This is a genomic window from Paenibacillus sp. 2TAB26 (assembly GCF_052115145.1).
Classification (GTDB): domain Bacteria; phylum Bacillota; class Bacilli; order Paenibacillales; family Paenibacillaceae; genus Pristimantibacillus.
The window spans coordinates 169,825-189,730 of the sequence record NZ_JBFRGC010000013.1 but is presented as its reverse complement, the minus strand read 5'-3'; the positions used below and the strand labels follow the sequence as shown (position 1 = coordinate 189,730).

The 19,906-nt window shown below is 43.9% G+C and carries 16 protein-coding genes; 8 read left to right on the top strand and 8 right to left on the bottom strand.

The features are described from left to right. Positions 1–125: 125 nt before the first annotated feature. The 3 genes from AB4Z50_RS17020 to AB4Z50_RS17010 all read left to right on the top strand — a co-directional run bounded on the left by AB4Z50_RS17020 (position 126) and on the right by AB4Z50_RS17010 (position 2,300). Positions 126–1,004: an NAD-dependent epimerase/dehydratase family protein gene (locus AB4Z50_RS17020; protein ID WP_441880804.1), complete on the top strand. Its 879-nt coding sequence runs from the start codon at positions 126–128 to the stop codon at positions 1,002–1,004. Positions 1,005–1,202: 198 nt separating this feature from the next. Then, on the top strand, positions 1,203–1,343 hold the full coding sequence (locus tag AB4Z50_RS17015) for a hypothetical protein (RefSeq protein WP_179089775.1): 141 nt from the start codon (positions 1,203–1,205) through the stop codon (positions 1,341–1,343). A gap of 18 nt (positions 1,344–1,361) precedes the next feature. Further along, on the top strand, positions 1,362–2,300 hold the full coding sequence (locus AB4Z50_RS17010; RefSeq protein WP_339205042.1) for a magnesium transporter CorA family protein: 939 nt from the start codon (positions 1,362–1,364) through the stop codon (positions 2,298–2,300). 90 nt (positions 2,301–2,390) lie between these two features. Here AB4Z50_RS17010 and AB4Z50_RS17005 read toward each other — a convergent pair whose 3' ends face one another. The 6 genes from AB4Z50_RS17005 to AB4Z50_RS16980 form a co-directional block, all read right to left on the bottom strand. After that, complete coding sequence (locus tag AB4Z50_RS17005) at positions 2,391–3,050, bottom strand: hypothetical protein (protein WP_441880803.1); 660 nt, start codon at positions 3,048–3,050, stop codon at positions 2,391–2,393. Between the two features lie 180 nt (positions 3,051–3,230). Then, on the bottom strand, positions 3,231–4,427 hold the full coding sequence (locus AB4Z50_RS17000) for an RNA polymerase sigma factor (RefSeq protein WP_441880802.1): 1,197 nt from the start codon (positions 4,425–4,427) through the stop codon (positions 3,231–3,233). Between the two features lie 398 nt (positions 4,428–4,825). After that, complete coding sequence (locus AB4Z50_RS16995; RefSeq protein WP_441880801.1) at positions 4,826–5,974, bottom strand: DHHW family protein; 1,149 nt, start codon at positions 5,972–5,974, stop codon at positions 4,826–4,828. A 21-nt stretch (positions 5,975–5,995) separates the two neighbouring features. Then, a complete protein-coding gene (locus AB4Z50_RS16990) occupies positions 5,996–7,384 on the bottom strand; it encodes an MBOAT family O-acyltransferase (RefSeq protein WP_441880800.1) in 1,389 nt (462 codons plus the stop codon). 5 nt (positions 7,385–7,389) lie between these two features. Further along, positions 7,390–7,914 carry a DUF4358 domain-containing protein gene (locus AB4Z50_RS16985; protein ID WP_441880799.1) on the bottom strand — a complete coding sequence of 175 codons (525 nt, stop codon included), beginning with the start codon at positions 7,912–7,914 and terminating at the stop codon, positions 7,390–7,392. A 315-nt stretch (positions 7,915–8,229) separates the two neighbouring features. Next, the gene (locus tag AB4Z50_RS16980; protein WP_441880798.1) at positions 8,230–9,504 is read right to left on the bottom strand and encodes a hypothetical protein; all 1,275 of its coding nucleotides are present in this window, start codon (positions 9,502–9,504) and stop codon (positions 8,230–8,232) included. A 269-nt stretch (positions 9,505–9,773) separates the two neighbouring features. On the opposite strand from AB4Z50_RS16980, the gene AB4Z50_RS16975 reads away from it, so the two are divergent. The 5 genes from AB4Z50_RS16975 to thrC all read left to right on the top strand — a co-directional run bounded on the left by AB4Z50_RS16975 (position 9,774) and on the right by thrC (position 18,068). Continuing rightward, positions 9,774–10,430 carry a pentapeptide repeat-containing protein gene (locus AB4Z50_RS16975; RefSeq protein ID WP_441880797.1) on the top strand — a complete coding sequence of 219 codons (657 nt, stop codon included), beginning with the start codon at positions 9,774–9,776 and terminating at the stop codon, positions 10,428–10,430. 194 nt (positions 10,431–10,624) lie between these two features. Beyond that, positions 10,625–10,951, top strand: a complete 327-nt coding sequence (locus AB4Z50_RS16970; RefSeq protein ID WP_441880796.1) for a PadR family transcriptional regulator — start codon at positions 10,625–10,627, stop codon at positions 10,949–10,951. After that, positions 10,944–11,480 carry a DUF2812 domain-containing protein gene (locus tag AB4Z50_RS16965; RefSeq protein WP_441880795.1) on the top strand — a complete coding sequence of 179 codons (537 nt, stop codon included), beginning with the start codon at positions 10,944–10,946 and terminating at the stop codon, positions 11,478–11,480. The genes AB4Z50_RS16970 and AB4Z50_RS16965 overlap by 8 nt, the downstream gene beginning before the upstream one ends. A 269-nt stretch (positions 11,481–11,749) precedes the next feature. After that, complete coding sequence (locus tag AB4Z50_RS16960) at positions 11,750–16,453, top strand: S-layer homology domain-containing protein (protein WP_441880794.1); 4,704 nt, start codon at positions 11,750–11,752, stop codon at positions 16,451–16,453. 220 nt (positions 16,454–16,673) lie between these two features. Continuing rightward, positions 16,674–18,068 (top strand): threonine synthase, encoded by a 1,395-nt coding sequence (gene thrC / locus AB4Z50_RS16955; RefSeq protein ID WP_441880793.1) that lies wholly within the window; start codon positions 16,674–16,676, stop codon positions 18,066–18,068. A gap of 85 nt (positions 18,069–18,153) precedes the next feature. On the opposite strand, the gene AB4Z50_RS16950 is transcribed toward thrC, so the two are convergent. Together AB4Z50_RS16950 and AB4Z50_RS16945 are read right to left on the bottom strand one after the other, a co-directional pair. Then, entirely contained in the window at positions 18,154–18,624 is a 471-nt protein-coding gene (locus tag AB4Z50_RS16950; protein WP_441880792.1) for a heme-degrading domain-containing protein, read from the bottom strand. 14 nt (positions 18,625–18,638) lie between these two features. Continuing rightward, positions 18,639–19,472, bottom strand: a complete 834-nt coding sequence (locus AB4Z50_RS16945) for a sugar phosphate isomerase/epimerase family protein (RefSeq protein ID WP_441880791.1) — start codon at positions 19,470–19,472, stop codon at positions 18,639–18,641. Positions 19,473–19,906: the final 434 nt, after the last annotated feature.

Genomic DNA, 19,906 nt, shown 5'->3' with positions numbered 1-19,906 from the left:
TAGACTTGTAAGGCTTAAGCAGATGAATAAACAAATGATTCTGATATTTTTGGAAGCGTTATCATGATATTAACCAACCAAGCTATACCATTTTAAATTACGATAAAACTGACGAGGTGAACGAAATGAGAGTTGTTGTGACAGGGGCTGCGGGCAATGGAGGTCAGGCCGTATGCAAAGCATTGGCCCAAGCTGGTTATACCGTTCGGATGGCAGACGTTATGCCCCCTCAGTCTGATGATTTGAAGCAGCTTGAGTTTGTTAGATGTGACATTAGGACGCCAGGCGATGTACAGCGTGCGGTGGAGGGCATGGATGCCGTTGTTCACCTGGCAGCATGGCACTGTGCACACAATCCGCCAGTTAGTGATGAAACTATTTTTTCTGTTAATGTCGATGGTACTTTTTATCTATTAGAAGCATGCAAGCAAGCGGGTATAAAAGCGATTGTCTATGCCTCCTCGATGGCATTCGGATGGGGCTCGGTTTATGGAGTAAGCAAAGTCATCGGGGAAGACCTCTGCAAGGCTTATCATGAAATGACAGGCGCATCGATTGCAATGCTGCGTTATCATGAATTTATTCCTCGGCCATATTTAGAGTTTGGGGAACGATTACTTCGCAATGGGGTAGACAGACGAGATGTGGCGGCAGCTACAGTGGCATCGGTCAAAGCAGCTTTGGAAAAGAAGATTGGGCTATTTCGCACAATTGTACATACCAATCATCATATGCCGCAAGAGGTTGTTCAAAACTTCAGCGAGCTTGGCGCAGAATGGTGTGAGACACAAGTGCCGGGCGCAAGCCGCCTGTTGAAGAAGTATGAGTTGACGCTGCCAAAACAAGTTGAGCAGYATGATCTATCAGAGGCAGAGGAGATGCTTGGATGGAAACCGGCATATGGTTTTCTTGAGTTTTTGAGAGACTTAAAGAGTAGAGATGAAAAAGGGATCGACGTTGCTAATCTATGGGTTCCTTCGGAAATTCCAGCGTTAAATGAATAGGTTGAATAGTGAAAAGCAGCGCTGTCTGAGGATAGCGCTTGAATAAGCAAATGCCATATTTAGGCGTACAAGAGGTGGTCCCTGCAAGCACGGGCCATCTTTTTTTATGATTTTTTTAATTTCATGACATTTTCATTTATTTGGCGTATTATAATGAGCGTGCTTAACCATAGCGAAAAAAAGGAGTTGAGTTCTGTAATGGATAGTCGAAGTAGCGCCGAACCCGAGCCAAGCTTGTTGCAGGGGGAAGTCATGAACAAACCAATCTTCAGAAGATTGATTACTGAACTGAAGGTCAACTCTTTTGTATGGCAGGGGCATTTCTGGCTTCCTCATTAATCTGAGGAGGTTGTAACCATGTTGAATATTTATATTACTGACGAGCACGGAATACTGAAAGAAACGGATGAGATTACTTCAGGATGCTGGGTCAATCTTGTAGCACCAACGGAGCAAGAAATGAATCTAGCAGCTGCTAAAGCACAAATTCCTTTGGATTTTATAAAGGATCCATTAGATGAAGAAGAACGGTCAAGGATTGAAAATGATAATAGCAATGTGCTTATCGTTGTAAATCTGCCATTGGTTTCGACGGATGACAAGGGTATTCCCATGTATGATACGATTCCACTAGGGATGATTATTGCGGACGATTGTTTTATTACAGTGTGTCTAAAAGACAATCCGATTTTTCACGTTTTTGCACAAAATAAAATAAAACAATTTTACACGTACAAAAAAACTAGGTTTTCATTTCAAATTTTATATTTAATAGCGACTTCATATTTGAAGTACCTTAAGCAAATTATTAAAATGACAGACGAAATAGAGAAAAAATTGCATCAGTCGATGAAAAATAAAGAACTATTTTCCTTATTGAATATGGAGAAAAGCTTGGTCTATTTTACAACCTCATTAAAGTCCAACAACATCGTCATGCAGAAAATGTTGAAAAGCAAATACATGAAAATGTATGAGGATGACCAAGAATTGCTAGAGGATGTCATTGTAGAAAACCAACAGGCTATTGAAATGTCTGAAACGCATACGACGATATTAAGCGGTATGATGGATGCTTTCGCTTCGGTCATTTCCAACAATCTGAATATTGTTATGAAGTTTTTGACATCGATTACGATTATTTTATCGCTGCCTACGATGGTCGCAAGCTTCTATGGGATGAACGTTAAAATTCCGTTTCAGGATTACCCTCATGCCTTTTTTATCGCGATGACCATTTCCGTTATTTTATCGAGTGTCACTGCCGTTATCTTCTGGAAGAAGAGGTTCTTCTAAACTATAGCTGCTTTAAATGAAGTAGAGGCTGTTCTAAACGTAGATTTATCTACTTTTAGAACAGCCTCTTTTGGGGTTAGATGAGCTTATTTAATGAACTGGAAGCAGCGAATCAATGAATTCACTAATCTGCTGGTGATATTCATCCCAGAGATAGTCTTTATTCTCAATGATTAGTTTTGGGATGTCCCACGCATTAACAGTTGCACGGACAAAGGACTGACTCCGTGACCACACCTCTGCAGCTTGTTTGAAATCCTCATCTGTATGCAGGGAGACAGGACCCCATTCATTTCCTCTTACGCTGCAAATAAACCGCCATTGTTTCTCAACATCCACTTGATAATAGTAAATAAGGTTAGGTGCCAGTGGTGCCAGTATCTGCTGTAGGGAAGAAGAGAAAGCGAGAAGCTTCTGTTTATCCATGCCCATGAGATGAGCGACACTAATGGTGTCTTGAAGAAACACACTTTCAATAATAATGACTTCATGGGCACTGTGTAGCTCAGCTTGAACAAAGTCAAGATAACGAGTGGTGAGAAGCTGTATGAACTGATCTGCTTCTGCTTCATTTGTGAAAGAACTGAACTCCGGTCCTTGTAAGAGCAGGGGATGTAGTGCTTCCTCTTCTAAAAAACACCTTGCTGCTACTTGTTTTGAATTTAGTTTATCTAAAATGGATTTAGCTGTTGTCGTTTTTCCAGAGCCAGGAATACCGTCAATAATAATTAATCTTTTTTGTTTACTCATGTATAGATCCTCCCTAAATTTAAAATGAATAAGGACGGATCATTCTTGGTTTCAGACAGCAAAAATTGAAATTTGCGTTCATTTTCACTTGTTTACCTCCAAACATTTGGATTCTAACATTAGATTCGCTTCGTTATATTCATTTCCCTTTTTCTGGTGAGGCTCATTTCACTAGAAATGTTAATTTAACCTTGCTTTGAGTGTATGAGACCAAAGTTTGTGAATTTCTGCTGCAGAACAGTTGAATGCATCTTCAAAATCGAGTGGATTTCTGATGATTTTATTAAGGGCTTCAATGCCATAGTGTTGTAAAACAAATTCAGAGAGCGTATAAGAAAATTGAAACCCCTTTTTCTCATCAAATTCCCATGTGTTATCTTCTAAATCCTCAAAAGTAGGAATTTGGCTGTGTTTCACAAGCTCTGCTATTGAAGAATCGATGTACTCCTTTGTCATGAGACCAGCTTCGTATCCGCCTAGTCCTTGGTATAACCATTTTGGAGCGGCAGGGTTAATATCTGTCACCAACCAAATCGTATAGAGATGGAGTGTTGATTTAAGAATGGATTGATACGTATGTTCTGGACCTGGATGGAGCGGAGAAGCAATTTTTATCGTATTATTCTCAATTATACCCATAAACCAATTGGGCGCATCTGGCTCACCAACCGCATGGTGGAAGGATTGAAGATCTGGATAAATTTCTATTGATATTTTTTTTGAAGGTTGATGTCTTAATTGCGTACAAATACGATCAACGCTGGTTTTCAGATGATTGATGATATCTTGATACACCTTGCTATCCTGCTCGGATGCACCCTTAAGCTCATTTTTACTAATAACAGTAATATAGTCGATTACAGACATAAAGCTTCGAACCTCCTCGTCATTGTGCAATTCTTTTCTTAACTTTTCTAAAGCTCTGTACAGGCGATTTTTGACTGCGCTTAATTTCATCTGAGTAATCTCGGACACCTCTTTCAAAGTGCAGCCGACATCATAATGGAGCGAAATGATTTCACGATCAATCTCGCTTAATTGTTCTAAAGCTAAGGTGATATCGATTCGTATCTCTACATTTTTGGTGAATTCAAAAGATATAAAACGATTTTCTAAGTGGTTTAAGTCTACATAGGTTTCACAATTACGATCTTTTCTTCGGAATTCATTTTTTAAATTGTTGTTCGCAATATGGCATATCCAAGTGAATAGACTAGAATCACCACGAAAACTATTGATGTGCTCCATAGCCTTCATAAACGTTAGCTGTGTTAAATCCTCTGCAGTCTGAATGTCGACCTTCAGCGAGAGAAATCTTCTAATTCTATCGTAATATAGCGTGAAAATGTCCTCGAATTTGTCGTGGGCCCCTGACATCAAGTGAACCTCCCCCTGTCTTCACGTTTATTAGACACCAGGGAGATGGAAAAAGCCACAGCAAAATGTATTATTTATGGATTGAATTTTTTGTTAGTGCTTAAAGGAAAACCTCCCGTTAATTCGATAAATAAATGGCTTTTTGCCCCATTAGCAGGAAATTCTCCTGCTATATTCGTCAAATAGGCCCATTTGGTGAGGATATGCTGAAAATAACAGGAGTTTTTCCATCTAGTGGCTTTGAGAGCAAATAATCGTTTTAATTAGCGGGAGTATTTCCTGTTAAACGGCTTAGCAGCTGCTAAGTTACCTCAGATAGGAACGCCAAAAAACAAAGGAGCAGCCATCTCGGCTGCTCCTTTGTTTTGCGAATCCATTGTTTGAACTTCCACCCACCATCAATACTTCAGCTTCAATAAATTGCGTTCCGCAATGAAGGTCGTTGTATTAAACAGCAGCAGGACATCCTCAATCCCGTTGGCTTCCATGTAGTCACTAATATTGCCGTTATAGTAGCGAATGTCGATCACATGGATATCCTCGACATGTTGCGTCAGGAAAGGGAGGAAGCTGTGCGCATATGAATCTTTAATGACAAGCAGCTTCTTCTTATCGGCTTGCTTCGGAGGAAGCTCGCTGTGAAGCGTCATTAAAGCGTGCACGCCGCCAAGAAAATACGAGTATTTATCCTTCTTTTCCAAATAGCTCGAATCATACATGGTCGTAAAGGTTTTGTCCGTATCAGCCATGTACATATCTGTTTTCATTCCGTTTTTAGCTTTGTAGGCTTCAATGGAATCAGGTGTTAAACCGCTGAACTGACCGCGAGTATGATAGCTGCCTAGAAAAGAGTTGGTAACGGTCTCGATGTCGAAATCCTTCTCGGCCATTGGCGTCCAGCCCATCTTCTCCGCGTAAGTAACATAGGCTAGATAGGCGCCATAAGTCGTCCAGTGGTGGTCTGTTTTGTAATAAAGCGGTCTGCTGCTGCCGGCTTCAGGCTTCAGAAATTCGAATCCGTCGATAAACGACAAGCTCCCTTTAACCTGATCGGCGATAAAGCTGTTTACCTTCGTTTGCGGGTAAGCATCAGCCAGCCATGGCAGCCGTTCTGGATACAGGCCAATGGAGGTCGGAGCAAGCATAAAGGTGATGTTGGCGTTAGGATGGTTTTGTACAAACTTCTCCACCGCAGCAGTGTATTCTTCTATATCTTTATAGTTCGGTTCATTAAATTTCTCGAACAAATAACCGTCAGAGCCTTTGTAGATACCGTTATTTTCCTGCTGCAGGCGAAGCTGCTCAAATACAGACTTCGTCCATACCCAGTTGGTTCGGAAAGGAAAATGATCGGTTACGTAGTTTTCCGTATCATCGGCAAACTTCTTAGACCAAAGATTATCCCAAGTCAGCTCAGGTGACTTCTGGAGCGTGCGATTCTCAACGTCCGAGAATGCTTGTACGGGCAGTAAAAAAAATAATAACGACATAGCAAATAGGACACCGACGAAACCCCACACAAAAACGTGGTCCGTCTTCTTGCTCAAAACCGCCAGCCTCCTTTTACATTAAAAACGGAAGTAAAGAAATGGGTTAAACGTCGCATCAACCAAGTAAGCAACGGACATAAAGAACAACAAAGCATGCCAGCCAAGCTGTAAAACGGGTCGCGTACTTCTGTTTTCCTTGAGCTTGCGCTTAGGCAAGGATGCGAGCACTAATAATACGAGTAAAATTGCATTTGTGTACAACAAATAGAAAGTTTCATTGTTCCATAATGGCTGGTCATTGGCGCCAAACATAGCAGCAAAGTAAGTACCCATATTTCCTAAATCGTCAAAGGCAAAGAATACCCAACCGATCAAAATAAGCAGCAGCGCATACACATGCCTAACCCAAGCTGGCATTCGCTGCAGCAGCCTTAGTCCAAACCATTTCTCGAACACAAGAACAACGCCGAAGTATAAGCCCCAAAGTAAAAAGTTCCAGCTGGCTCCATGCCAAATACCGGTCAGCAGCCATACGATCATAATGTTGCGAAGCTGTATCCATGGACCTTTGCGGTTGCCGCCAAGCGGTATGTACACATAGTCGCGGAACCAGGTGCTGAGCGATATATGCCAGCGGCGCCAAAAATCAGTAATGCTTTGCGCCGTATAAGGACGATTAAAGTTTTCGTTAAACCGAAAGCCAAACATCATGCCAAGCCCTATGGCCATATCGGAGTAACCGCTGAAATCAAAATAAATTTGGAAGGCAAAGGCGATAATGCCGAGCCAAGCGGTCAAGGCAGGCATCGTATCTGCTCCTGTGCTTGATATCGTATTCCATAACAGTCCGATATTGTTTGCGAGCAGCACCTTTTTCGCTAAACCGATAATAAATCGTCTAACGCCTTCAGCGAACAGCTCGATGTTCACTGTGCGATGGCGCAATTGCTCCGCAATTGTAGAATATTGCACGATTGGTCCTGCGACCAATTGAGGAAACAAAGCGACAAACGTACCGAAATCAATCCAGTTGCGTTGTGCCTTTGCTGTACCTCTATAAACATCAATAATGTAGGACATCGATTGAAAAGTATAAAAGGAGATACCGATTGGCAACGCCAGTTCAGTTAATGGTATTTGTGTACCTAATAGTGCATTCACATTGTTAATGAGAAAATCAGCGTATTTAAAATAACCAAGCAAGGTTAAGTTTACGACGACAGAGGCGACGACAATCCATTTCCGCTGCAGGCTGCTCCGCTTCGGGTTGCTAAGAGCAAGTCCGAAGCTGTAGTCAGTAACCGTCGAGAGCAGCATAATTGCGATGTACACAGGCTCGCCCCATGCGTAGAATACGAGGCTTGTGGCGAATAAAACAAAGTTTTTAATTCGCCACGGAGACACGAAATACAGCAGCAATACAGCAGGCAGAAATAGAAATAGGAAAAGTAGACTGCTGAATACCATATTGCTTATTTTTTAGCGAAGTAGGAATCGAATTCAGATACAAATTTATCCGCTTGTTCAGAAATGACGAAAAAGACGTGATTGCCTTTCGCTACAAGCTTGTAGTTTTTGGCGTTTTCGTACTGATCCGGCAAATAAGTTTCAAATGATTTTTGAACATCCGCAGCACGTTTCTTGATTCCATCCTCAACAGCAGCAATATCTTTAGCATCCTTCACTTTGAAAACAGCTATTTCATTTGTTTTAACATTCATTAACGGCGACATAATTGTATATTCTTCCAGAATAGATGGATCGAAGTAATACATTTGTTTCACCATGTCGCCTGTCATTTCTGCTAACGCGGGTTGTTCAATTTTGGCCAACATGCCGTCAACCATCTCTTTTGTCGTTTTTGTTGTTACGAATTGCTCTTCTTTGTTGCCTGATGTATTGGAGTTAGCTCCTGAATTTGAGTTTGAACCTGAGCATGCCGTCAGCACCAAACCTAATGCAATGACAAGCATAAATGCAAAATATCTTTTCTTCATCGTAATCAATCTCCTCGGTGTCATTTTTGTTATCAAGTTTAAAAACGGAAAATATTAAGTTTATGTTGCAGGTTTAATTATTATGGTAAAATATGACGTTAATAATTCATGAGAATTTGATTATTTCATTCGAGAGAAAAATGAGTGATTACGCGGAGTTTTTGCCATAGAGGAGAGGCTTGACCATGAAGCAGCAATGCTTTTCGATATATCGATGGTCAAGCTCTCACAATAAAACGAGGTCGATAGAGTGGACTCAAAAATAGAAATTCGATTTGGAAAGAAAGCTGGATGAACGCACGGCACAAAAAGCAATTACGAAGTCTTCGAATTCGAATAAACGCGATCCTCGGAATTGCCGAGCACGAGCTCACATTGGCCTGCAGCTGAAAGCTTGTCCAAATAGGCTGCCACTGCAATGTAGATGCCAGGTTTTCCGGTAGACATTCGTATATCTTGTACAAGCTTCTGTTCAATTAAGAAGTTAGAGATCGCTAATGTGCTGATACGTCCGTACTTGAGAGCATCATCAACGACACGCTGAGCCGGCTGTGACAAATAAAAGGGACTTGAAGTTTTGGCATTCGAGCTGCTTAGCTCAGATTCTCGCATTGCGGCAGCACCTAATTTTTTGCCAGCCTCCTCGAATGCAAACGCATCTTGGTTCACCGGAGGCTCATCGAACACAAACGCGCCTTGGCTCTCCTCAATCTCATCAAAGACGAAGGCGCCTTGACTGTTTTCGATTTCATCAAATACAAACGCACCTTGGCCATCATCGGAATTGTCAAAGCTGAGTACGCCTTGCGTTACTTCGTTATCTCCAAAATCGAAGGAGTCTTGCGAATGTTTTGGAGGGTCAACAGGCTGATTACTGTTCTCCATGATGTCCTTGTCAGAACGGTAGTCGCTATGCAGGTTCGGGGTCTCCGGTATTTGCTGTTCATCGTCTTCTGAAGACGATTGATCATAGAAGGTTAAAGCGGCTGCTATTCGCTTCTTCCTGCTCGCTAGGTCCAGTTCATGCAGTCTTCTGCGGATACGGGACAGCTGTCGCTCCAGCAGTGGAAGATTGGCATCGATATGTGCTTGAATGTCGGCAGGTACTTCAAGCTCRGATGGCAGCGGCAAAAAAAGATGCTGATCGAGCTGCCAGCCATCTCTATATTTGCATAACATTTCATTCATCTCGCCATCGAGGATGTCGAAGCCTTTCATAATATCCGATATAGCTTTCGCATCAATTCCGGTATGCAGCTGTAAATGCTCGATACCGAAGTAGCGAATCGTATTGGTAGGGAGATGAAGCACCTGATGCTGGTAGCGCAAGGAACGGCCGCATTCACATTTTGTATGAGGAGACACTTCGCCGCTATCGGTGAACCCGATATAGTCCCATTCTTCAATAAACGATTCAATATCCTCGAATTCAGCATCCTCAGGAATGAACTGGCATTTTTTTCGGGCAAGCTGTCGTGCGAACAACGTTCTTCTGCCTCTAACGAGCTCATGGTGCAAAAAATGACGTTGCTCCTCCGTGAGCGTTCCCATTATGTTATCGCGCTGCTCCAGCGACATCTCGTATTTCATAACACACCTCTATTCCGTCTAAAAAGGGAATGAAGTCCCCCTTTATTGCATACTTTATTTATTCACATTATAGATGGGGGAGCACAAGAAGTCATTAGCGATGCCAAACTATACAACTCATTACCCGTTTTTTCATAATGTTCAATCCGCATCCTTAAGATTTGTTGCTTAAAAAACGAATTCGTCCTATCAGGATTTGAAAGTGTATAATATAAAGAAGCTGAGGTTGTATAGATTTTATTTCATAATAAAGGCAGGTCCTCATACTTATGTCCAGCAAAAAAGAGAAAATTGAAGCTCCTAAAATATCAAGCGAATTGCAATCTTTAGACGTTCCTGATTACGAATGGGCGGATGAGATTGAGATTAGCGACAGCATCATTCAAGACAGCGGTGTTCATAATCAATCGGCTTATAAGCCTTGTTTTGATCGCGTGGTGTTTAATAACGTATCGTTTCGGGCGACAAGCCTGCGAAAAGCGGAATTTACCGATGTTCGTTTTGACAACTGCGATTTATCAAATATCGATCTAAGTGAAGCGGTATTTCATAGGGTCACATTCCTTAATTGCAAGCTGCTTGGCATGGATTTGACAGGCTCAATGCTGCGCAACGTAAGGTTCGAGCAATGTGTGGCGGATTATGCCGTACTGCGCTTCACCAATGCCAAAGGCGTTAAATTCGACAAAAGCTCGTTAGCCAAAGCGGACATGTCCAATATGACATTAGCTAATTTCTTTCTGCATGAAACAAATATCGATCAAGCGCAGCTTTCACAGACGAAGCTTGGCGGCATCGATATTAGCAGCTGTGAATTTAACAGCTTAGGCGCTTCGCTAGAGGATTTGCGGCGCTGCATCATCTCGCCTGCACAGGCGATTACAATGGCGACGATTTTTGGGCTTGTTGTGAATGATGGAACATAATGGCGAGCAGTATACCAACGCCTAAATGGTAAAAAAGAAGACCACTGCGTACGAGCAGTGGTCTTCTTTTTGCATGGGAATGATTTACTTATATATCGTGTCGTGATACAATCGCATCATGATATATCGAGATGTGATATAGCATGGGGTGATATACACTTTCAGTTGTTCCACACAAAAGGAGCCGAGTCACAATGGAGAAATTACTTCGCAATTATTTGCCTATGTCGGAAACGGCTTTTTATAYTTTGCTGTCGCTTGTAGAGACTCGTCATGGTTACGGGATCATGCAGCATGTAGATGAACTAACGAACAACAGAATTCATTTAGGCGCCGGGACTTTGTACGGAAGCCTGTCGCGCATGGAAAAAGACAGCTTGATTGAAGTTGTGCTTGAAGAGGATAGGCGTAAATTTTATTGCATCACGGATGACGGTAAAACCTTGCTCAAACTAGAGATGAACCGGATAGGGGAGCTGTATCATAATAGTTTAAAAGTGGAGGGGAAACTTCATGAATAACGAGAAACGGGTGACGAAATGGTGGGTAAGCTGGGATTCGGAAAAAATAGAGAGATGGCTTGAGCAAGAGGAAGCTGAAGGATGGCATCTGAGGAAAGTAAGCGGCAATGTCGTTCGTTTCCATTTCCAGAAGGGTGAGACTAGAAAGCTAAGATATTGCCTCGACTATCAGATGAACAAAGACCCAAACTATGTGCAGCTGTTTAAAGAAGCAGGCTGGGAGCTCGTATATTCCGGCGCAGGCTGGTATATTTGGCGAATGCCCTACAGTGAGGTGCGGCCTGAAATCTACTCCGATCTGGATTCTCTAATTGATCGCAACAAAAGAATTTTGTCCCTGCTTTCAGTCGTATTATTCGCACAGTTTCCCATTATATTGATTAACATTTTTCCGTTACAAATGTTCAATCCATGGTCATTAATCATTTTAGGCTTGTATATGATCGTTGTTGGGTTGTTTGTTTATGGTATTATTCGTATCGTTTCCAATAATCGAATGCTTATCAAGAGACGAGATTTGCATAAATAGCACAGAAGTAGAGGCTGCCCACGGGCAGTCTTTTTTCTTTTTTCACATGTGTGCACACCGTTTTGAGCAGGTGAAAAAATCAAACCTGAGTGAACATAAACGCTTCATTTTCGGGAGAATTAGGCGGTCTAATGGAAGTTCATTGCTGTCTAAATTGTTCAGTTGAAGAGACGGTACACCTAGGCTAACATTCATGGAGACGTTCTAAGCAGCATGATCTGCAAACGCATACATAAAGAGCGGATACCCAAACTAAAGGAGGAATTCAATTGTTGAAAAGAAAGAAATGGCTGTCTTTGGCGCTATGCTTCTCTCTATTAGCAAGTTTTCTAACCTCGCTTGCCCCTGTAAACGCAGCAAGTGAAGGGCTAGAGGAAGCTTTAGCTGTCACCGACGATTTTACAGAGCAGGAGCTGAAGGATAACGATTATATTTTATATTTCGTTAATGCAGGCGATTCAACCCCAAAGACGGTTGAAGGGAACGACAAGCTGGGCTTGTATAGCTCGGTTACGGAGCAGGTATATGGAATGGATCCCCTAACATCTAAATCATGGGGCTTGGTGACGACAACGAGCGGCACAAACGTCTGGGATGCAACGACCAAATCCGGATCGTTAAGATATTATAACGGTACGCAGGTTAGAGATAAGGCACTGGCTTATGACTTTGAGCTGCCAACAGGCGAATATGACGTGACCTTTGGCTTCAATAATCCGTGGAGCGGAAGAAGCGTGAACTTGCTGCTGGAAGGGAATAACGTTTCTGGCGGTGATTTTGCAATTGGCGGTGAAGGGGCTGAAAAATCGGTTACTTATCGCAAAATCAGCGTTACCGATGGGATGTTAAACGTAAGGATACAAGGGCCGGCGACAGCTGCGCTCTCAAACTATAACGATCCACTCGTTAATTATCTCATCATTAGACAGAACAGAACGGTTCCACTTTCTGATTTAGATGACAAGATTTCAGCAGCAAGAGCTGAAGCAGCAAACACGAAATATACGCCATTCAGTCTCGCAGTACTGAACGAGGTCATTCAAGAGAGTGACTCCATTCTGCAATCGCTAGTGGGCAGCGGTGCGGATATTACGGATCTCGCAATTCAGGAGCAGATTATTTCGGCTATCGCAGCATTATCAAAGGCGATATCAGAGCTGGCGGTTAAAGAGACATACAATTCTTTTAAGCCCGGTGCGGTTTGGAGAGATACGAACGGGGCGCTCATTCAAGCGCACGGCGCTGGCATGATGTTTGATGAGAATACACAAACCTATTACTGGTATGGCGAGGATAAAACCTATGGTTATTTGCCTGCCAGAGGGGTAAGGGTTTACGCGTCCAAGGATTTGTACAACTGGGAGGATCATGGACTCGCCCTGACAGCGATCGATTCCATAGATGACTTTGAGAATGATCCGCTTATTTCAGAGCTATATGCTGGTCGGACAGATCAAGCTGATATTTTAAACGACATCGGTACGGATCGCATCATTGAACGTCCTAAAGTCATTTATAACGATCATACAAAAAAATATGTGATGTGGATGCACACGGATGGCCCAAGTGCGACATCGACAGCCAACTATGCGAAAGCAGAAGCCGGCTATGCGCTTAGTGACTCTCCGCTCGGACCTTTTGTCTATCAGGAGAGCCACCGCATGGACCAAGCGCCTAAGGGAGCAACTGATAACGGCCAGCCAAATCAGCCAGGCATGGCGCGGGATATGACGTTATTTAAGGATGACGACGGCACCGGTTATTTGATTTATTCGAGTGAAGAAAATTTAACGATGTATATCTCCAAGCTCAATGATTCGTATACAGATGTTGTTGGTTGGCATAAAGACGGCAACGAGGAGCGAGATACGGAGTACAAGGGAGTGCATGGCGAGGACTATGTGCGCGTATTCCCGCTCGCTCAGCGCGAGGCGCCAGCACTATTTAAGTACCAAGGGAAATATTACATGATTTCATCCGGTGCGACGGGCTGGGCTCCGAACGTGGGCAAATATACGGTTGCCGACAGCATGATGGGACCGTGGAAAACGATGCGCGATGTTGCGCCTGGAAGCTCAACGACCTTTGGCTCGCAGAGCACTCAAGTGATTACAGTAGACGCGGCTGCGGGGAAATTCATCTATATGGGTGACCGCTGGAATCAAAACGATCTTGCGAATTCCCGCTATATTTGGCTGCCGATTGAATTTGGTCAAAATGATGAAATTGCCCTTCAATGGCATGATGAGTGGTCGCTTGATTTACTCGACAGCATGGGGAAGGTGACATTAAATACTCCGCTTCCTGCAAGTACAACAATTGGCAAAGCGCCAGCACTTCCGACTACTGTACAAGTGACCTTATCGGATGGAACGGTGAAGGATACGCCGATGAGCTGGAGCATAAATGAAGCGTCATTCAAAATTCCGGGGACGGTGCGCGTCAGCGGCAAGCTGACTGAGCTCTCCAATAAAATAATTGAACATCAGATGTATGTCATTCCAGAGGGCAGCACTTATTTTGTTCATGCAGGCGGTGCGGAAACGTCAGATTATAAGAATATTACTCAATTGATTGGCGAATATCATTTGCTAAACGGAAACGTTATCGATCAGAAATACGATCCGGCGAACAATCAAACTTGGGGTTATATCGGAGACAATACGCTGACATCCGGTACGAACAGCGGCAATATCTTTGATGGATTGCGTTATTTGAAAAGCAATGCAGGCAATGATCTCTCGTACCGCTTCGACATCGATAATGGAAGCTACGATGTTTATGTAGGCTTGTACGACCCGTGGTCCCAGTATTCAAATGGCAAACGGATAGCTGATATTTTGCTGAACGGAACGGTAAAAACAAGCGGGTATGTTTTCTCCTCAGCAAAAGATGTGCTTAGCTATGGCAATGTAGCCGTTGATAACGGAAAGCTGGAGCTGACGGTGCATAGAGCAGCGAATGCAGGCGCCACCAGTTCCGATCCGCAAATTAGCTGGATTATGATAACGGATAGCAAAGGCGATGTTGTTGAGACTCCTACAGAGCTGATTGTCCATTATGACATGAGCAAGCTGGAAGGCACTTCGGTCATTGACCAGACTGGCAAATACAATGGCAAATGGGTTAACCCTGCCAACGCGGAGTGGATTAAGACGGATGCAGCGGGAGCCATCAGCTTTGCTGGCGGCAATACAAGCTCTTATATTGAAATGCCGCAGGGTATTTTGGATGGGCTGACGGATGTCACGGTATCTGCCCTTGTCAATTGGAAAGGCAAGAACAGTGCAGAATGGCTGTTTGCGCTTGGACAAGGCGATACACATTATTTGTATATGACGCCAAAATATAATGCAGACAACACGGCGCGATTCGGTATCGCAACGAATGGGTGGCGCAATGAAGTGGCGACGAAAGCGCCGCTGCTCCAATCAGATGATTGGAAGCTCGTTACGGCAGTAATGTCGAGTACAGAAAACAAGCTGTCGCTGTATGTAGACGGCCAGCTAGTTTCGTCTGGTAATGCTGGCGGCTTTACTCTCGATCAAATTAACAATAAAAACGGCATCAGCGGTTTTATTGGAAAATCCTTTTATGCGGGAGACGCTTATTTTGGCGGTATGATCGCAGACTTCCAAATCTATAATGGCGCACTTCTTGCCTCTGAAGTGAGCGAGCTTAATGTGGCGGCAAATGAGAAGCTGGCAAGCATGGAGGTGCTGCTGCTTCAACATGCGGCCGATCAATTAGACGACCTGAGCTTCCTTGGGGAGAATAGCAGCAAGGATGCAGTGCTGACGGATCTCGAGCTGCCAACGACTGGATTGCATGGAGCAACCATTACTTGGCAATCAGATAATGAGTCAATCATTAGTAATAGCGGTACTGTTGCACGGCCTGTTTTTGAAAATGGAGATCAGATTGTAACACTGACCGCTGTTCTATCAGATGGAAAATCGACTGTAACAAGAACGTTCACGTTTACTGTGTTAAAGCAGCCGGATACGGCTGTTCATGTAACAGGAATTACGGTGAACAAGGATGCGGTTATGCTGAAGGAAGAAGAGCAGCTGCAACTGAATGCAGAAGTTGCACCGCTGAACGCGGATAATAAAGCCGTGTTATGGTCCAGCGATGCAGCAGCCATTGCATCAGTCGATACAAACGGCATTGTTACAGCTCTAAAAGAAGGAACAGCTACCCTTACGGTTGTGACGGTAGACGGTGGATTTACAGCTAAGGTTGTCGTAACGGTGGAGAAAAAGAAGGACACTGGCGTAGAGCCTAGCCCAACTCCAGATCCAACTCCAGATCCAACACCGAGCCCTAGCCCGGACCCTACACCAAGTCCGAGTCCAGATCCAACGCCTAGTCCGACGCCAAACCCTGGAACAAACCCAACGCCAAGTCCGGTTCCAACACCGAGCCCAGAACCAGAGCCGCATTTCAAGGATACAGCAGGGCACTGGGCAGCAGCATCGATTAACAAGCTGTCGGACCAAAACATTTTGGGCGGTTTTCCAGATGGCAGCTTTAAGCCGAATCAGGAAATGAGCAGAGCGGAATTTTCAGCTGTTATTTACAGATTGTTAGGCCTCAAAGCAGAAAGCAGTGAATCTGGCTTCGGAGATATTACGCCGACGGCTTGGTATAGTAAATATGTGAATGGCTTGTATGCCGCTGGAATTATAACTGGTTTCGATGATGGCAGCTTCAAGCCGAATCAGGAAATGACGAGAGAGGAAGCATTCGTTATTTTGTATAGAGCGGTTAAAGATCAAATGATCGTTGCCTCCGGAGCGGCCAAACCATCCTTTGCGGATGAGCAAGGCGTGTCCAGCTGGGCCAAAGAAGCGATAGCTGCATTAACGGAAGCGGGTATCATTAAAGGTTATGAGGATGGTTCAATCAGGCCAAAGGAAAAGATTACACGCGCCGAGATTGCATCGATTGTAGCAAACTTCGTCAAATAGCAGGTTTAACGCGAGACATCCCAAAATAAGGGATGTCTTTCGTTTATTTAAATATAAGGCAGTATATTTTTTTTCTAAAGAACGCCGAATGCGTTTTAGCTTGTTAGATGATAAAAATGATATACTGTTGTGAAAACAATCGATTATTATGGAAAACGATGATATGATTTAAATAACGAAATTTGACGATAATTGTGCGCATGTAGGAGGCTATTTACAGATGGAGTACATTAGTACAAGAGGAAATGTTGGCAAAATAGGGTTTATCGATGCGTTTATGATGGGCTTAGGCAACGATGGAGGACTGCTTGTTCCGAGCGAAATTCCAGTTATTTCAGCTGAAACATTGAAGGAATGGCAGAATCTTAGCTATCAAGAGCTTGTACTTGCTATATTCTCACATTTTACGAATGATGAGATTCCAGCACAGGATTTGAAAGATATGGTGTACGCGAGCTATGCTACTTTCCGTGACCCGGAAGTAACGCCTGTCCGCAAGCTGAAGGATGATCTTTATTTGCTGGAGCTGTTCCACGGGCCTACCTTTGCTTTTAAAGATATCGCGCTTCAGTTCATGGGCCAGCTTTATACGTATGTTGCAGCGAAGCAAAATAAAAAAATTCATATACTCGGTGCTACTTCCGGCGATACAGGAGCTTCGGCAATCGAGGGCGTTAAAGGCAAAGACGGCATCAAGATTTGTATTCTACATCCACATGGCAAAGTAAGTAAAGTACAAGAGCTGCAAATGACGACGGTTCAGGACGACAATGTGCTCAATCTATCCGTAGATGGCAACTTCGACGATTGCCAGCGCATGATTAAGGATTTGTTCGCTGACCTTGATTTTAAAGCTAACAATCAGCTTGCGGCGATCAACTCCATCAACTTTGTTCGAATCTTGGCGCAGACGGTTTACTATTTCTATGCCTACTTCCAAGTGGTGAAGCAGACGGATGCGAAGCAGGTTAACTTTAGCGTACCGACAGGCAACTTCGGTGATATTTTTGCAGGTTACCTAGCGAAGCGTATGGGACTTCCTGTAGGCAAGCTCATTCTAGCTACGAATGAGAACAATATTTTGGAGCGCTTTATTCTTGAGGGCGTGTACAAGCCGGGCGACTTCCGCAGCACGTACAGCCCATCGATGGACATTCAAGTAGCCAGCAACTTTGAGCGTTACTTGTATTATGTGCTTGGCGAGGATGCTGCTCAAATTCGCAGTCTGATGGATCAGTTCAAAGCCGAAGGACAAATCGTCATTGCCGGCGATGCGCTGAGCAGAGTGCAAGCCGAGTTTGGCGCGCATGGCGTACAAGGCCAAGAGTGCCTGAGCACGATTAAGAAATATGAAGCGGAAAACGGCTACCTGCTTGATCCGCATTCAGCTTGCGGCGTCGCTGCGGCTGACAAATACATCAATGAACAAGGAATCACGATCTCGCTTGCGACGGCTCATCCGGCTAAGTTCAACGAAGCCATCGAGCTTTGCGGCATCGAGCAGCAATTCCCTGAGCAAATCGCTTCGCTGTTCAACAAAGAACAGCGTCAGACTCGCGTAGACGGATCGCTTGCAGCGGTCGTTAGCGAATTAGAAGCATTTTATAACGCATAATCATTCATGCTTGGATACGATGGAAAAGGCAGCAGCTAGAGGAGAAATCCTTTCGCTGCTGCCTTTTTTCTATTGGAACCTACATTTAGGCTCGTTTAAGTATATTTCGGAGCACAGAAGTGATCAGCTTATGATCTTGATCATCCGGCAATCCGGATACAGCAATGGTTCCGATTACCCCGAATCCTCGAGCGTAGATGGGATACGCTCCGTTATAAGGAGCGTAGAGCGAAGGGGATAACGAATAACGCTCGGCAAGCGTTGTACCGGCAGCGCGCAACTCGATTTCCATACGATAGGAGCTGACTCCGAAACGATTGACGACGCGTGCTTTTCGCATGACCCAGTCATCATTGTCTGCCGAGGTGCCGGGAAAAGCATAGTGAAACAGCTGTTGTTCGCCTTTTCGAATATCAATTGTTACCGACTTGTTCTCCGATTTGGCCTGCTCAATGAGCCCAAGCCCGATTTGCAGGGCGGTTTCGTTCGTGAAGGAGTCGAATTGCAGCTCCTCTTCCTCGCGCTTCAATTCATCCAGGAGTTGTTCGTGATTCATTATGCCGATCTCCTTTACAGCGATATATTAAGCTCTGAAGCCGTCTTGCATATGTACTCACGAGCTTGCTGATACTGCTCATTGGTGGATAGGTGCTCGATAATGAGCGTCGTATCCGGGTGCAGCTTGTTCAGCTCGGTAAGAAATGTCCGGTAATCAAGCACGCCTTGACCTGGGATGACCTCATCCATATGAACGGTCAATTGGCCGCGCAGCAAAATATCCTTCGCATGGCAATTCCGAATATATGGCCCAAGCTTTGCAAAAAAATCACGGATGATCTCGCCATTTTGGTAATAGGCCCGAGGGCTGCTAATGATATTGACGGGATCGAAGTGTACGCCAAAGCCTTTGCGATCGATCGCTTTGATCAAGGCAAGATAGGAGTCGGCCGAATCTGGGAACACCCACGGCATCATTTCCAAGGCAAATACGGTTCTCTCTGGTTTAACCGCATCGATAATTTCACGCGTCGTCTCTACAATCAGCTCAAAGGTTTCATCGCTGAAATTTTCTGGATCGGGTCCGTCCCATTGTTCACCGCGTGACCCCGCAATGTTTACGCAGCACTGCGCAGCCATCCGTTCTGCGAGTTCCAGACGCTGCGTGCAGTAGGCAATCGCTTTGCGCCTTGTTTCCTCATTTCGGCTAATAGGGTTGCTCCATGCGCCGACCTCGGAAATCAGAATATCATGTTTTGCTGCTGCGGCTAAGTAATCATCCAGCTCGCTAATATCTTCATTGCCGTCTATGGGGCAGGTTGTTGCGCGGAAGCCCGCTTGTATAAGTGCATTTGACCAACTTTCAGGATTTTTATTTTCTAGAAAAACCTGACCTCCAAGCCTCATCGAAACCCCGTCCTTTGTTCGAATATTTTCTCGCTAGCAGGAATAACTTATGTTGAGCAAAGTATAACATAAACACGTGTTTATACAAGATCAATCTATTTGATAAGGATGAGCACATTGAAAAAATAAAATATTGTTGCTGCAAAGGGATTGACAGCCAATTTATGAAATGTATATGACAATGGCATAAACGCGTGTTCATGAAAGAGGCTAGCAACAATTGAAAAAGGCAGACATAAATAGTGTTGAGGTCGCCCGACAATATCAGTATAGAGAAGAATGCTTAGTTACTGACTAGGAACTTTCTGAAGAAATTCTGAATATTACCAAGCTTTTTTTAAAGAAAGAAATGCTCGCCTAATTCAAAGGCGAGCATTTCTTTTAGATTATTTAATTAAGGTACCTTTAGAATTCCTGTAAATTGATTAGGTGCA